General features: G+C 65.0%; 8 protein-coding genes. 2 read left to right on the top strand and 6 right to left on the bottom strand.

The annotated features are described in order from the left end of the window. Positions 1 to 57: 57 nt before the first annotated feature. On the top strand, positions 58 to 906 hold the full coding sequence (locus ACR9ZC_RS21080; RefSeq protein ID WP_481581805.1) for a helix-turn-helix domain-containing protein: 849 nt from the start codon (positions 58 to 60) through the stop codon (positions 904 to 906). A gap of 23 nt (positions 907 to 929) precedes the next feature. On the opposite strand, the gene ACR9ZC_RS21075 is transcribed toward ACR9ZC_RS21080, so the two are convergent. From ACR9ZC_RS21075 to ACR9ZC_RS21050, 6 genes are all read right to left on the bottom strand, one after another. Then, positions 930 to 2,342, bottom strand: coding sequence for a DHA2 family efflux MFS transporter permease subunit (locus ACR9ZC_RS21075; protein ID WP_481581804.1), 1,413 nt, complete (start codon positions 2,340 to 2,342; stop codon positions 930 to 932). 100 nt (positions 2,343 to 2,442) lie between these two features. Beyond that, positions 2,443 to 3,309: an alpha/beta fold hydrolase gene (locus tag ACR9ZC_RS21070; RefSeq protein ID WP_481581803.1), complete on the bottom strand. Its 867-nt coding sequence runs from the start codon at positions 3,307 to 3,309 to the stop codon at positions 2,443 to 2,445. Between the two features lie 11 nt (positions 3,310 to 3,320). Then, complete coding sequence (locus ACR9ZC_RS21065; protein ID WP_481581802.1) at positions 3,321 to 6,119, bottom strand: AMP-binding protein; 2,799 nt, start codon at positions 6,117 to 6,119, stop codon at positions 3,321 to 3,323. A gap of 153 nt (positions 6,120 to 6,272) precedes the next feature. After that, positions 6,273 to 7,361: a 3-deoxy-7-phosphoheptulonate synthase gene (locus ACR9ZC_RS21060; protein ID WP_440562340.1), complete on the bottom strand. Its 1,089-nt coding sequence runs from the start codon at positions 7,359 to 7,361 to the stop codon at positions 6,273 to 6,275. Positions 7,362 to 7,792: 431 nt separating this feature from the next. Further along, positions 7,793 to 9,919 (bottom strand): 3-hydroxyacyl-CoA dehydrogenase NAD-binding domain-containing protein, encoded by a 2,127-nt coding sequence (locus ACR9ZC_RS21055; protein WP_481581801.1) that lies wholly within the window; start codon positions 9,917 to 9,919, stop codon positions 7,793 to 7,795. A gap of 146 nt (positions 9,920 to 10,065) precedes the next feature. Next, the gene (locus tag ACR9ZC_RS21050; RefSeq protein WP_481581800.1) at positions 10,066 to 13,197 is read right to left on the bottom strand and encodes a transglycosylase domain-containing protein; all 3,132 of its coding nucleotides are present in this window, start codon (positions 13,195 to 13,197) and stop codon (positions 10,066 to 10,068) included. Between the two features lie 668 nt (positions 13,198 to 13,865). On the opposite strand from ACR9ZC_RS21050, the gene ACR9ZC_RS21045 reads away from it, so the two are divergent. Further along, on the top strand, positions 13,866 to 14,579 hold the full coding sequence (locus ACR9ZC_RS21045; RefSeq protein ID WP_481582731.1) for an autoinducer binding domain-containing protein: 714 nt from the start codon (positions 13,866 to 13,868) through the stop codon (positions 14,577 to 14,579). Positions 14,580 to 14,605 lie beyond the last annotated feature (26 nt).

Raw genomic sequence — 14,605 nt, 5'->3', positions numbered from 1 at the left:
CGGTCGATTACGTCGCAGGTAATGGAAATGCCGCGCCGATTCGTTATGATCGACGCCATGAATACGCTTGCCACTTCGTTTCGAAGCCCTCCCGCGGCGCGCGGCACGAGCCGCGGCGTCGGCGATCTACTGCGCGAATGGCGCCAGCGGCGCCGCATGAGCCAACTCGTGCTCGCTACGGAAGCGCAGATTTCGTCGCGGCACTTGAGCTTCGTGGAATCGGGCCGCGCCGTGCCGAGCCGGGAGATGATCCTGCGTCTGGCCGAGCGCCTCGAGGTGCCGCTGAGGGCGCGCAACGCGCTCTTCGTGGCGGCCGGCTACGCTCCGCTTTTTCGCGAGCGTCCGCTCGACGATCCTCAACTCAGTGCTGCGCGCCAGGCGGTGGAACTCGTGCTGCGCGCGCACGAGCCGTTTCCCGCACTGGCCGTCGACCGGCATTGGACGATGATCGCTGCAAACGGCGCGCTCGCGCCGCTCGTGGCGGGCGCCGCGCCGAGGCTCCTCGAGCCGCCCGTCAATGTGTTGCGTCTGTCGCTGCATCCCGAGGGGCTCGCGAGCAGTATCGTCAACTGGTTTGCCTGGCGCGCGCATGTGCTCCAGCGCGTCGAGCGCCAGGCCCAGACGAGCGGGGATGCGGTGCTCGAAGCGCTCGTCGAGGAACTGGCGGCCTATCCCGCGCCGCCGGGCGCCGAGGACGCACCCGGGGACACGGAGATGTCCTCGGATATCGTCGTGCCGTTGCGCCTGCGTACGGCGCTCGGAACGTTGTCGTTCTTCAGCACGACAACGGTGTTCGGTACGCCCGTCGACATCACGCTCGCGGAACTCGCCATCGAGGCGTTTTTTCCGAGCGATGAGCAAACGGGCGAGGCGCTGCGCGCGTACGCGAGGGAACGAACGGCGTAGCGTGCCCGCCCGGCACGGGCTTTCTATACTTTGGCTCTGGCCGACGCGGCGGACAGCGCGCGGCGCGCCGGCTGGCCGAGCGCCGCGAGCACGCCGGCGGCCGAGAGGATGGCCGACACCTTCATCGCGGCGCCGAATCCGGAGGCGAATGCCTGAGGTGACGCATAACGCCCGCCCACCGAGAACGCGACAACGGCCAGTGCGATGCCGGCTGCGCCTCCGAGAATCCGGAACATATTGAAGATGCCCGAGGCCTTGCCGATCTCCTTGAGGCTCACCGCGCCCACCGCCGCCTTTTGCGCCGCGGGACCGGCCATGGACACGCCGGCGCCGGCGAGCGTCAGCGCGACGGCAAGGTGGAGGTACGACACATCGGGCGTTGCGTTGTACGCGACCCAGGCGAATCCCAGCGTTTGCAACGCAAGTCCCACGATCATGAGCGCGCGTTCGCCGATCTTGTCGACGAGGCTGCCCGCGACCGGTGCGACGACGAACAGCGTGGCCGTCCATGGCAAAAGGCGCAGACCCGCGCCGAGCGGATCGCACCCTTGGGCGACCTGGAAGAATTGCGGCAGGAAGAACACCACGCCGTACATGGCGGCGTAGAAGAGAAAGCTGGCGGCGATGCTCGCGGAGAATGCGCGCGAGCCGAACATACGCATCGGCATCATCGGCTGCGCGGCGACACGCTCGCGCGCGACGAATGCGACCGCGAGCGCCGCGCCGCCCCCGAGTGCGGCGACGACTTCGGCGCTGCTCCAGCCCGCAACACTGCCGCGAATGAGGCCCCAGACGATGCCGAGCGCGGCGAGCGCGGCCAGCACCATGCCGGGCACATCGACGGCGACAGCCGGACCGAAGCTCTCGGGGATACGACGCCACGCAAGCGGCACGATGACGAGGGCGATCGGGACGTTGATCCAGAAGATCCATTGCCACGACAGCTTGCCCGCGATGGCTCCGCCGAGCACGGGCCCGACGATGAGCGCGAGCCCGGTGATGCCGCTGAAGAGCCCGAGCGCTTTGCCGCGCCGCTCGGGCGGATAGGCGGCGGTGAGGATGGCCATCGCCAGCGGCATGATGAACGCTGCACCGGCGCCCTGTGCAATACGGGCGGCGATGAGCCAAGCGACGCTTTTTGCGAGTGCGCAAGCCGCCGACGATACGGCGAACAGCGCCACACCGAACGAGAACATGCGTCGGCGTCCGAAGCGGTCGCCCAGTGCCGCGCCGGTGAGCAGTACCGTGGCGATGCTGAGGTTGTAGGCGTTGACGGTCCATTGCAACGCATCGAGCGAGGCGCCGAGATCGGCTCGGATCGCGTTGATCGCGGTGGCGACGACCATCGCGTCGAGCATCGCCATCAACGCGGCGACGGACGTCAGGGCGAGTACCCACTTTTGCATCGATTGCTGATCGGTCGGAGGGTTCATCATGCAGTCCTGGTCATTAAGGGGGTGGCTGTATATCGATCGATGAGGACGTCGGGGCTCGGCGCACGTCGTGCGACGATGAAGCGAGCGTCGACGGCGGTGTCTAAGCGCTCGCCGGCATGCGTGCGGTGCCATCGGCTTGCGCCGTATGCAGGAAGTCCGCGACCGTGGCGTTGAACTGTGCCGCGTCAAGCACGGGCGCGGCGTGCATGCCGTTCGGCAGCACGACGAGCCGGGCGCTCGCGATCCGTGCCGCAATACCTTCGGCCACGATCCGATAGAACGGTCTCGTCAGCGCGCCGTGGGCAACCGCGATCGGCATCGTCAGCGAGCACAACGCGGACGCATCGATGCCCGGCAACGGTTTCGTGCCGAACAGCAGCGCAACCGTGCGCGCGTTGTCGAGAAAACAGCGGCGCATGTCGGAGGGCAAGGTGTCGAAGAGCCCGGGCCGGCCGTGGGCATGATCGAATATTTGTCGAACCGCATCGGTCGTGTCGCCTCGCTCGAGCGCGGCGAGCGCCGGTCCGACCATCTCGCCCCTGTCTTTGGCGGCGGCCTCCTGCGCGACGCGATCGCTGAGCCATGCCAGATTGGCTGGCTCGTACGCGAACAGCGAGCGGACGCACTCGGGGTGACGCGCGGCGAGCTCGAGCGAGAGCGAGGCGCCGTACGACCAGCCGACGACTTCGACGGGACCCGCCCCGAGCGCTCGAATGAGCGCGGCGAGATCCTCCACGTGCGTATCGAGCGAAAACCGCTCGCCGGAGTCGGGCCACGGCGCGAGACCGAAGTAGCGCTGTGTCGCTCCGATGTAGCGGTGCGATCGCGCAAAGGCGGCGCGCTGGTTGCGCCAGACGCGCTCGTCCGAGATGTAGCCATGAACGAAGACGATGGGCGAGCCGTGCCCTTCGTCGACATAGTGCAACGATGTGCCGTCCCAATCGATTTGCCGGACTTTCGTGCTCATCCCCGTCCCCCTCAACGGCCTTGCATGGCGCGATCGATCTCGGCGCGCAGCGTGGCCTGGAAGGCGGCGACGTGCCGGACATCGAGCATCGTGTGATGCTCGCCGCCAACCTCGATATAGCGGTTCGTCCCGCGCGCGAACGCGTCCCAGCGCTTGAGCTCCTGCTCGAGATAGTCGGCTTTCGTGCCCCAGAGCGGGTCGGCGTAAAAGATGCTGACCGCTTCGACGGTGCCGGACGGCCGGTGCGCATGACCGATGTCGGACAGCCCCAGCGCGAGTGCCGACCAAGCCTTGAAGTGCGGCAGATCGAGCCCGAGTTCCATGAGCCGCGACTTCGGTGCGAGCGCATAGATGGCCTCGCAGGGGTCTTCGTTCGGGCCGAGCGTCGCGCGCAGCGAATCGGGTAGCCGCTCCATCTGCTCGCGATCGATGAGCGAGAGGAAGAATGCGAGCATGACCGCGCTCTCCACCGCATCGACCTTGCCGCGAGGATGTTTGATGAGCGGCGGTGCATCGATGCTGCCGATGAACGCAACACGCTCGCCGAGCGCTTCCAGCCGCTGGGCGACGGGCAGTACGACGGCGCCGCCGTATGAGTAGCCGGCGATCGCATAGGGGCCGTGCGGCTGGCGCCGGCGGATCGCGGCAACGTAGGTCTCGACGAGTTCGTCGAGCGAGCGAAACGGCGTCTCTCCCTCGTTGAAGCCGCGCGCGCGAAGCGCATAGAACGGGCGGTCGTTGACGAAGTAGTTCGCGAGGTTCACGAAAACGAGCACTTCGCCGACACCGGGGTGAATGCAAAAGAGCGGCGTTTTGCTACCCGTTGTTTGCAGCGGCACGATCGGATCGTATTCGTGGGTTCGGCGACGGGTCGGCTCGAGGTGCGAGGCTAGCGCGCGCACGCTCGGATTCTGCAAGATCGTCACGAGCGAGACCGGTTCGGTGCGTTCGAGCATGACATGAAGCCGCTGCTGCAGCGTGAGAATGTCGAGCGAGGTTCCGCCGAGGTCGAAGAAGCTCGCGGCGGCGCTGATGGTATCCGGGGGCAGGCCGAACATGTCCGCGAAAACGCCGGCGATGGCGGTTTCGATCGGGCCGTCAGGCGGTACGTGCTCGCCCGTCTGGCGCCGCGCGATCTCACCCGCGGCGGCGAGCTCGGCAGCATATTCGCCGGCTTCGAGACGCTTTCTCATCGTCGCGCGCTGGATTTTTCCGAGGCTCGTCTTCGGAAAGGCTGTCTTCGGCAACGGCAGGATCAACGATGGCCGAAAGCCCCACAGAAGGATCGTCGTATTGCGCACGGCGACACTGAGCTGATGGCGGCGCGCTTCGTCGGCTGGATCGATCGTCGTGGCGTACGCGATGACGAGCGATTCGGTGTCGGCTCCCTTCGGGCGCGTCGGAAACGCGGCGACGAACGAGCGTTCGATGCCGTCGAGCTGATCGATCGCCGTCTCCAGTTCGTGACTGAAGTAGTTCGCGCCGCTCACGATGATGCTGTCCTTGCTGCGTCCCACGAGGCTCAGCTTGCCGTCCTCGATTCTTCCGAGGTCGCCCGTGCGAAACCATCCGTCATCGGTGAATGCCGCACGCGTCGCTTCCTCGTTGCGGTAGTAGCGCTGAAATACCATGGGGCCGCGCAGTTGCAGCTCGCCGAGCTCCCCGTTGGGCAGCACGTTGGCCTCATCGTCGGCGATGCGCATTTCGAGTCCGATCACGGGCGTGCCGAGCGCGGCGAACTCGCGTGCGACATCGTCCTCGGGAAAGACGCGCGAGTAGATCGATCCCGCGCAGGTCTCGCTCATACCGAACGCAGGCCAAAGCGCACGCTGAGTGAGGCCGTAGGGCGCGAGCAGTTCGAGAAACCGCCGGCCGGTTTCCACGACGACCGCTTCGCCCCCCGAAACGATGTGCCGGAGGCACGACAGATCGAACGCGCGATCGGGCACGCGTTGCCTGATTGCCGCGTTGATCTGGCCGAACAGGAAGTTGGGCGCGAACGTCATCGAAACCCGGTGCCGATCGATGAGGCGCAAAAACGAGAGGGGATCGGCGAGAATCGCGGCCGAATCGACGTGGACTTGCCGGGCGCCCGCGTAAAGCGGCAGCAGATGCGCCTCCAGCAATGCGGCCACATGATCGAAAGAAATCCAGTTGAGCGCGACGTCCGACGCGTCCAGGCGCTGCCGTTCGTTCTTGCCGGCCATCGAGGCAAGCAGATTCGCGTGCGTGAGGACGACAGCCTTCGAGTTGCCCGTGGAACCCGAGGTCAGCACGAAGACGGCTGGATCTTCGGGCGACGCCTCATAGACCGGCGCCGCGTTGGTCCCCTGCGGTGCATCGCGTAGCGAGCGCAGCGAGGCGGTCGGTGTGCCGCGGGCAAGCGTGGACTCGAGCGCCTGTGTCGTCACGACGAGCGGATCGTCGAGCAGCGCGCGCAAGTGCGCGATCGTTTTGTCCCAGCGAGGCGGGTCGTTGCGGATCGGCGCGACGGGACAAGGCACGCAGCCCGCCAGCACACAACCCCAGAATGCCGGGATGAAATCGCGCGCGAGTTCCAGCAGCAACACCACCTTGTCGCCGGGCCGCCGTCCGAGAAGCCGCAGTGCCGACGCGATCCGGCGCGCTTCGTCGAGCAGCGCCGGGTAGGTCATGAACGCGCCTTCGTCGTCGGCGCCGGACAGAAACGAAAGACCCGAATCGGGGTGCAGGTAGGCAGCGCGCCAAAGCAGATCGGCAGCGCTCATCGATTGCATGCGGTGTGGGCGAGACGGTGGCGCGACCGGTTGCTCGACGACGGTGGTCAGCATGATAGTTCCTCGGGATGGCTTGAGTGGGTGTGCTGGGACGACGCAAAAATCGCTATGTAAAAACTCGCGCGTCAAATTAAGGACTACTAATTAAATAGATGCTACGTGGAAGGACGAAACAATGGGCGGCGCGCGGGCGCCGCGCCGCGGTGCTCAGCCCGCGAGCGCAGCCGGCGGTTCGACGGGTGTATAGAGCCTGCGGCGTGCTCGGACGTCGTTTGCGAGACGGCCGAGCAGCGATGCCGTGTCGTCCCAGCCGATGCATGCGTCGGTAATGCTTTGTCCGTACATCAACTGCGCGAGCGGGCCGATCGGTTGGTTACCGGCTACGAGGTTCGATTCGATCATGATGCCGGCCACGTGCGTATCGCCGAGCGAGATTCGCGAGCCGAGCGAGTCGCAGACTGCGAGCTGGTTTCGATGCTGCTTGCCGCTGTTGCCGTGGCTCGCATCTACGACGACACGAGCGGGCAACCCATGCGCTGCGAGTTGTTCGCACGCTGAGGCTACGCCATGCGCGTCATAATTCGGCACACGGCCGCCGCGCAGGACGAGGTGCCCATGGACGTTGCCCTGCGTCGCCCGTCTGACATAAGCGCCCTCGGCCGTTACCGCCACGAAGCGATGCGGTTGCCGGGAGGCCCGGATGGCGTCGATGGCCGGCTTGACGTCGCCGTTCGTGGCGTTCTTGAAGCCGATGGGGCAGGGCAGCCCCGAGGCCATCTCGCGATGCACCTGGGATTCAGTCGTGCGTGCGCCGACAGCCCCCCAACTGACGAGATCGCTGATGTACTGGTAACCGACCGTATCGAGGAACTCCGTGGCCACGGAAACATGTAGCGAGCAAATCTCGAGCAAAAGCTGCCGGGCGCGTTTCAAGCCTCCGTCGACGTCGTATGTCTCGTCAAGGTCCGGATCGTTGATGAAGCCTTTCCAGCCAAGGCAGGTTCTTGGTTTTTCGAAGTACACGCGCATTGCGATATGAAGGTCGTCGCTCAGTTCTGCTCGAATGCGTGCGAGTCGATTGGCGTACTGAATCGCGGCATCCGTGTCGTGAATCGAGCAAGGTCCGACGATAATCAGTAGTTTGTCAGATGCGCCGCTCAATATCTCCGAGATTTCCGTGCGCGATCGTTCGATAAAGCGCTGAGTTTCGCTCGGTGGCGGAAAGTGGTGAATCAAATATGCGGGACTAAATAGATTGGTATCGCAAACGTGCGAAGTCTGTTGTCGCGTCAGCATGCTTGTGCTCCGATGAAACTGCGGATACGAGCTCGTGTGGCGGCGAGCTCGGTGAGGTATCCGTCGTCATACCGCTGCAGAACCGGGGAAAACGTCACCACGGTGGGTTGATTGTGCGGCTGAAAATGCGTGACGCGCAGTATATGCGGATTAAGATCGGGGCGACAAGTATTTTTAAATCGATGAGATGGTAAATCAAATAGCGAAAATGCTGTAGTTACATAAAAGTGAGGAAATTTGGGATTTGATTTGAGGTTGATTAAGGGTGAATTTCAGATATTCATATTGAAAGGAGTAGGTCGTGGGTCGATTGGATTTTCGGATTTACGAATGTTCGCGGCATGACTCGCCAAATGCATGAGCGACGTCGCGGCGTCGATACCGCGATCGCTTGCGTGCCCCGGAGCACGCAAGCGGGGGCCGCCGGGGCGCTATCGCGCCGCGCCGTTCAAGCTCGAGAATGAAGCGTCGCGCTCGACCAGTTCGACGATGAGCGGCGAGGGCTTCCAAAAGAACACATCCTCCTCCTCGTAACGGCGCAGGTTCGCCAGCACGTGCGCAAGACCGATCGTGTCCGCATACATCATCGGTCCACCGCGGTGGCGCGGAAAACCATAGCCGTGCACGAGCGCGACATCGACGTCGAGCGGCCGCAACGCGATGCCTTCGCGCACGATATTCGCCGCTTCGTTGATGACCGCGGTCATGAGGCGCCGCACGATTTCCTCGTCGTCGAAATGGCGTGGGACGATCCCATGGCGCTGCCGCTCGGCGTCGATGATCGCTTCGACTTCCGGATCGGGGCTCCCCGTGCGCGCGCCCGGTTCGTAGCGATAAAAACCGCGGCCCGTCTTCTGTCCGAACCATCCGCGCTCGCAGAGTCGGTCGGCGATCTCGACATAGCGCATGCGCGCGTCGCGCGTCGGGGCGCGGCGTTTGCGCGCGGCCCAGCCGATGTCGCCGCCTGCGAGATCGACGACCTGGTACGGACCCATCGGATAGCCGAACTCGCGCATCGCGCGATCGATCTGGTACGGGGACGCGCCATCTTCCATCAGGTAATCGGCCGCCGTCCGGTAGACCGCGAGCAGTCGGTTGCCGATGAAGCCGTCGCACACACCGGCGCGCACCGGTGTTTTGCCGAGCCGCCGGGCGAACTCGAAGGCGGTCGAAACGACATCGGTCGCCACGCGCGCCGGCACGACGATCTCGAGCAACTTCATCACATGGGCGGGCGAAAAGAAATGCAGGCCGATGACGTCCGCGGGCCGCGAGGTGACGGCCGCGATTTCGTCGATATCCAGATACGAGGTATTGGTGGCAAGTACTGCCTGCGGCCGGGCAACCCGGTCCAGTTCGGCGAAGACGGTCTTCTTCACGGCCATGTCTTCGAACACGGCTTCGACGATCAGGTCCACGGTGGAAAGCGCCGCGTAGTCCGTGCTGCCGGTAAAGCGGGCGAGTGCCGCCTCTTTGCCGGCGCGCGAGAGCCTGCCCTTCGCGACGAGGCCGTCGTAGACGCGCTCGACATAAGCGCGCCCGCGAGCGAGTGCCTCGTCGTCACGTTCGATCATGACGACGGGGAGGCCGGCTTCGAGGATCGCAACGGCGATGCCGGCACCCATCGTGCCGCCGCCGACGACGCCGGTCGAGGCGATAGGGCGTGGCGGGGCCGCCTTCGTCTCCGGGGCTTTCGCGGCTTCGCGCTCGGCGAAGAACGCATGGACGAGACCTGCGCGCTGCGGGCTGTCGAGACACTCGAGAAACGCGCGGCGTTCGTATGCGAGGCCTTCGGCGAAAGGCAATTCGAGCGCGGCTTGCACGGCGTCGACGATCTTGCCGGGCGAAAAAAGGCCGCGCGAGCGCGTCGCGGTATGCCGACGCGCCTCGTCGATCGCCGTGCGCGCCGCAGCCGGATCGGCTTCGAACGCGCGAGCGTCGCGGGTTCGCCGCGGCGGTGCGTGGCGCGCGACGAGTTCGCGCGCATAGGCGAGCCCCGCCTCGAGCACGTCCTCACCCTTGCCGAGTTGGTCGACGAGCCCCAGTGCAAGCGCCTCCTCGGCATTCGCATGGCGGCCCGAGAGCATCAGATCGAGCGCGGCGGCTACCCCGATCAGGCGCGGCGTGCGTTGCGTGCCGCCCGCGCCGGGCATGAGTCCGAGCTTCACCTCGGGCAGGCCGAGCTTCGCTGAGGCGAGCGCGATCCGATAATGTGCCGCCAGCGCGATTTCGAGCCCACCGCCGAGCGTCGCACCGTGAAGCGCGGCGACGACCGGTTTCGACGCGGCTTCGATGCGCTCGCACACATCGGGCAGTGCCGGTGGCTGCGGTGGCTTGCCGAACTCGCGGATGTCGGCCCCCGCGATGAAATTCCTGCCTGCACCGACGATCAGCACGGCCGCGACGGCGGGATCGCGCTCAGCGGCATCGAGCGAATCGACGAGCCCGCGCCGAACGTCGGCGCTGAGTGCATTGACCGGGGGATGATCGATGGTGACGACTAGGATGTTGCCGGACAGCGACCAGGTGACGGCGCGGGGGGTGTTCGATGGGCTCATGGATGCGTGAGGTGGATGGTCAGATGGCGATTGTATGCCCATCTTTTACCCCGATCTCACGCTTGATCGGCGCTGCCCCATGCTTGTGCCGGCGCGCTCGAATTCATCGTACGAGACGAAGGACGCGGTGCGGGCCGGCTCGACGCTCAGGAGGCCGAGGCGGCGGCAACCGAGCCCGAATTCGGCGATTCGGCGAGCCGCCCCGCGCCGTGCGCCCCGGATGCCGGACCGACGAGCGGAGCGAGCGCCGGGCCGAGCGATTTGAGCAGTTGCACGGCCATCGCGCTCGTGTAGGAATAGCGTGCGGCATACGGCTCGTGCGCGAAGGCGGTCAGCGTGCCGAAGAACCGGTTGTCGATGACGAAAACGAACGTGGCCGTCCGATTGACCTTGCGCGATTCGATGAGCCGCGCGCTGGGCGCATAGACCTCGAAGCGCTGATCGCCGGTACCGGTCTTGCCATAGACGTCGAGCGTGCGTCCGTCGGGCAACGGCAGGCCGGCCGCGAGCCGGGCGCCGGTGCCGCCTCGCACGACATCGCGCAGCAGCCCATGCACGACATCGGTGATCTCGGGCGAGACGGTCGCGTCTTTCGCGGCCGGCACGTGCTCGAATTCGGTTTCGTAGGGTGTACCCGCCGCGAACTTGAGCGAACCGATACTGTGTGGCGGCAGCATCCGTCCGTCGTTGGCCACGATGCCGATCAACTGCGCCAGCGCATCAGGCCGGTCGCCCGACGCGCCGACGGCTGCCGCATAGGACGGCGTGACCGTTTCGAACGGATAGCCGAGCGCGCGCCACGCCTTCGTAATGCGCGCATAGGCTTCCAACTCCACCATGTGCCGGATGCGGCGGTCCTGAGCCCCGCGATGACGCGTCTTGAAAAGCCATGCGTACGAAGTGAGCCGCACGTCCTGGCTCGCGCTGCGCAATTCGCGCTCGGACGCGTTGGGGTGGGCGCGCAGATAGCCGAGCATCCAGAGTTCGACCGGATGCACCCGCGCGATGTAGCCGCGATCGTTGAGGTTGAACTTGTCAGGACCATATTTGGCATAGAGGCTTGCCAGATCGTCGTCGGAGATATGTGCGTTCACCGTGCCCTTGAGCGCGGCACGCATGCGCGCGTCGAACCAGGGCAGCGGCGCTTGCGGCGCGACGCTGCGCAGCGCCGTAGCCACCTTGGGCGGCGCTTTGCTGCGCATGCCGGCAACGAGCGTATCGAGTGCCTCGTCGGGCGTCTTCCCTTGGTATTTGGTGTAGAAGCGATGCAGGTAGACGAGGCTCTCCTGATCGGCGAAACGCGTCAAGTAGGTCTGACGCAACTGCGGATCGTCGAGCCAGCGCTGCGATGGGCCGGCAGCCTCGACCATTTCGTAGCGGACGATATCGCGCATCAAGCGCACGAAGACGAGGTTGACCGAATGCTGGAACGCATCGTGGACGGTCAGGATGCGCCCGTTGTCCGATTTGTCGAAGTTCGTGAAGGCTTGCATGCCGCCGCCCGTCGCGAACAGCTCGCCGGAGCTAGCTGAGTATTTGCGCTCCACAGCGGCTTGCAACATCGACGACAGCGAGCGGTCGGTCGTGTGCGAGAGGTAATCGACGGCCCAGCGCGAGAGTGCGTCGGACGGATCGGGCTGAACGCGTTTGAGCTCGGCGTTCGAAAGGGCACCATAGCGCTGGTGCAGCGTCTCGACGATCTGCAGGTAAGTGATGATCGTGCGCAGTTTCGCCGTCGAGCCCAGGTTCAACCGAGCGCCGTGGTTGATGTCGAACGGCTGGTTCACGCTGTCGGTCTGCACGCGCAGCAGGTTTTCTCCGCCGCGCCGCTCGAAAAGCGTGAAGCTGAACGCGATCTTCGACGGGTCGTCGCCCGGGCGCAGCATTTCGAAGCCGTACAAGCCGGCTGCCTTGGCACCGTCCACGGTGCTCGCGCGCGCCAGCCGGTCGCTGACCTCGGCTTGCACGTGCTTGTCGAGCGTCGATTGGGCCGTCAGGTCGAGGCGGTTGAGATCGTACACATTCGATACGCCCAGCATCCCCATCAGTTGCGCACGTAAAAGCGTGACGGCCTTGCGCGCGACATAGGACGTGGCGGGCTGCGGCGGCGCGGCGCGGTGCAGTTCGAGCCGTTCGGCCAGCGCTGCATCGCGCAGCGAACTCGAGATGACGCCGTTGGCGGCCAGCACGCGCACGTAGCTGTCGGTCAGATGATCGAGCGCGACCGGATTGCGCACGAGAAAGTACGAGGGCGCGCGCTGCGCGATGAGCAACGAGAGCGCCTGCTTGAATGCGAGCGCTTCTTCGGAGAGCGTCTGGCCCGTCGCTTCGTTGTTGCTGTTGCGCATGCTGGCTTGCGTGAGCAGACGGTTGACTTCGTCGAAATCGCGGCCGTACCAGGCGGCCAGGCCATCGCCGAGTCCTTCGACTTCGCCGGTGCCCGGCTGTGCCGCGAGCGGCACGGTGTTGAGGTAGTGGACGACGATCGCGCGGCGCGCAGGCATCGTTTTTTCGCCGCCCATATAGGCGCGCACCGATGCCGACGCGATCTGACGCAGCTTCTCGGGCGGCGTGGCGGTGCGCCCACCCGGCGAATGGCGAAACTTTTCGGTTTGCGTGGCAAGCGTGCTGCCGCCCGGCGTTGCCTGATGCCGGTTCAGGAGACGCAGCGCCTGATCGCTCAACGCGCGCGAGAAACGGCCCCAATCGATGGCCGGATTGCGATACGGCTGGCTCGCATCGAGCAGATAGCGATCCTCGATGAACGTCAGCGCGCTCACGATGAGCGGCGGGATCGATTCGAAGTTTCCGTAGACGAGGGCGGGATAGCGGGCGCTGAAGAGCGGCTCGCCTTGCGTGTCGAACAACTGCAGGCCGCCTTGATCTTTCTCGCGGTAAGGCAGAAAGAGGCCGCGGTCCGCAATCGACGTCATCGTCGACGAATCGCGGGCCTGCCGCGTGACCTGGTAGCCGCGCGCAACGAGACGCTTTTCGAAATCGGGCAGTTGGGCATAACCGAGCCGGACGTCGTAGGGGCCGCCGTGCGCAGGAAAGCGGATGCTGTTGCTGGGCCCCGGGCCGACGCCGAACGAGACATCGCGGTCGAGCCGCGCGAGATAGCGCGCCTGAAGGCGCGAGCTTTGCATCTCGGCAGAGACAAAATACGCGAGTACCCCGAGCATGGCGGCGATGACGAGACCGAGAAGCCACTTTATCCGTGCGCCTACGGACATCGTGGCGATGGCGCGCAGCGGCATACGGGCGAGCGGGCGGTTCATTATTGGCTCCTCAGGTGCCACGCAAACGTGTTTCAAGCGCAGTCACGGGTACTAGTGTAATCATGCGTCAACGTCAGCGCACCAGGTGTGGTGTTTCGCACTGATTTCCACTTGGTGGCCGCGAGGCGCACCATTCGTCGGACCTGCGCCAGTATTACGGCACAACTTCAGCAAGGGTTGAGCCCGCATTTTTACGGGGTTGCGCATCCGTTGTCGGCTCGCAACGGAAACGTCGCGGATCGCTCGCCGATCGCTTCGCGGCGCGGGGCGGCAGGCCATCCCGAAGACTCATTCAAATTTTCGAGACATGAAGGTGAAACCTTCCCGACGGCGAGGCCGAACCGGTTTCATCGCTTAATTGGCGGGGGAAGCCCTCGTTCGAGCGAGATCAGACCGAACGGTCTGATCTCATCCATTTGCTAACTGTGGAGTAGCATACGGCCCTCAGTTGGACGCGCTATGTTTCGCGCAGCGCGTGCCATCTGGCAATCCATGCAACGCTGAATAAAAAAGCCTTTGGCGCGTACCTCGTTCGAGAGCCGCTCGTCGGTCCATGCCGTGAGCGGAGGGGGCGCGCCGGGATGGCGATATGCCGGCCGCCCGCGTGGCGCCCGCGCGATATCGCGCATACCGTTGCGCGCTCGGCGCGCAATGACGAGGAGGCAATGATGACGAGCTGGGCCGAACAGTTGTTGAACGACCTCGACGATGCGCATTCCGGTGACGAGGTCTTCCGCAAGATCGAAACCGCCGCGAAAAGTCTGGGCTTCGAGTATTGCGCCTACGGGCTGCGTGCGCCGTGGCCGCTGTCGAAGCCGAAAACGCGTCTCGTCAACAACTATCCCGCGTGGTGGCAAAAGCGCTATGACGAGGCGCGTTACATCGAAATCGATCCAACCGTACTTCATGCCCGCCGCTCGGCGTTGCCTGTGATCTGGAGCGACGCGCTCTTCGCCACGGCGCCTCAGCTATGGCAGGAAGCGCGTGCAGCGGGTTTGCGCGTAGGGTGGGCCAAGGCCGCGTTCGATAGTTGCGGCGTGGGCGGCATGCTGACGCTCGCGCGCTCCGGCGAGCCGATCACCGCGACCGAACTCGCGGAAAAGGAAACGCGCATGCGCTGGCTCGTGAACGCGGCGCATTTCGCGCTCAAGCGCGTACTCATGCCGGCGCTGATGGACGACCCTGAACGCGGTCTGACGGAGCGTGAAATCGAAGTGCTGAAGTGGGCGGCCGACGGCAAGACATCGGGCGAGATTTCGAAGATCCTCGTCATCTCGGTCGATACCGTCAACTTCCACGTCAAGAATGCGGTCACGAAGCTCAAGAGCGCCAACAAGACCGCGGCGGTGGTGCGGGCCGCGATGCTTGGATTGCTTCACTGAAGCGCGGAACCGTTTGAGCGAGCTGG

It is taken from the genome of Trinickia sp. HAY1-2D (genome assembly GCF_056754935.1).
Note: the sequence above shows the minus strand (reverse complement) of the source record. Positions and strands in the feature narration are given on the sequence as shown.

Coding starts and splice junctions, on each gene's coding strand:
- ACR9ZC_RS21080 (WP_481581805.1), top strand. CDS start 58: ATGAATACGCTTGCCACTTCGTTTCGAAGCCCTCCCGCGGCGCGCGGC.
- ACR9ZC_RS21075 (WP_481581804.1), bottom strand. CDS start 2,342: ATGATGAACCCTCCGACCGATCAGCAATCGATGCAAAAGTGGGTACTC.
- ACR9ZC_RS21070 (WP_481581803.1), bottom strand. CDS start 3,309: ATGAGCACGAAAGTCCGGCAAATCGATTGGGACGGCACATCGTTGCAC.
- ACR9ZC_RS21065 (WP_481581802.1), bottom strand. CDS start 6,119: ATGCTGACCACCGTCGTCGAGCAACCGGTCGCGCCACCGTCTCGCCCA.
- ACR9ZC_RS21060 (WP_440562340.1), bottom strand. CDS start 7,361: ATGCTGACGCGACAACAGACTTCGCACGTTTGCGATACCAATCTATTT.
- ACR9ZC_RS21055 (WP_481581801.1), bottom strand. CDS start 9,919: ATGAGCCCATCGAACACCCCCCGCGCCGTCACCTGGTCGCTGTCCGGC.
- ACR9ZC_RS21050 (WP_481581800.1), bottom strand. CDS start 13,197: ATGAACCGCCCGCTCGCCCGTATGCCGCTGCGCGCCATCGCCACGATG.
- ACR9ZC_RS21045 (WP_481582731.1), top strand. CDS start 13,866: ATGACGAGCTGGGCCGAACAGTTGTTGAACGACCTCGACGATGCGCAT.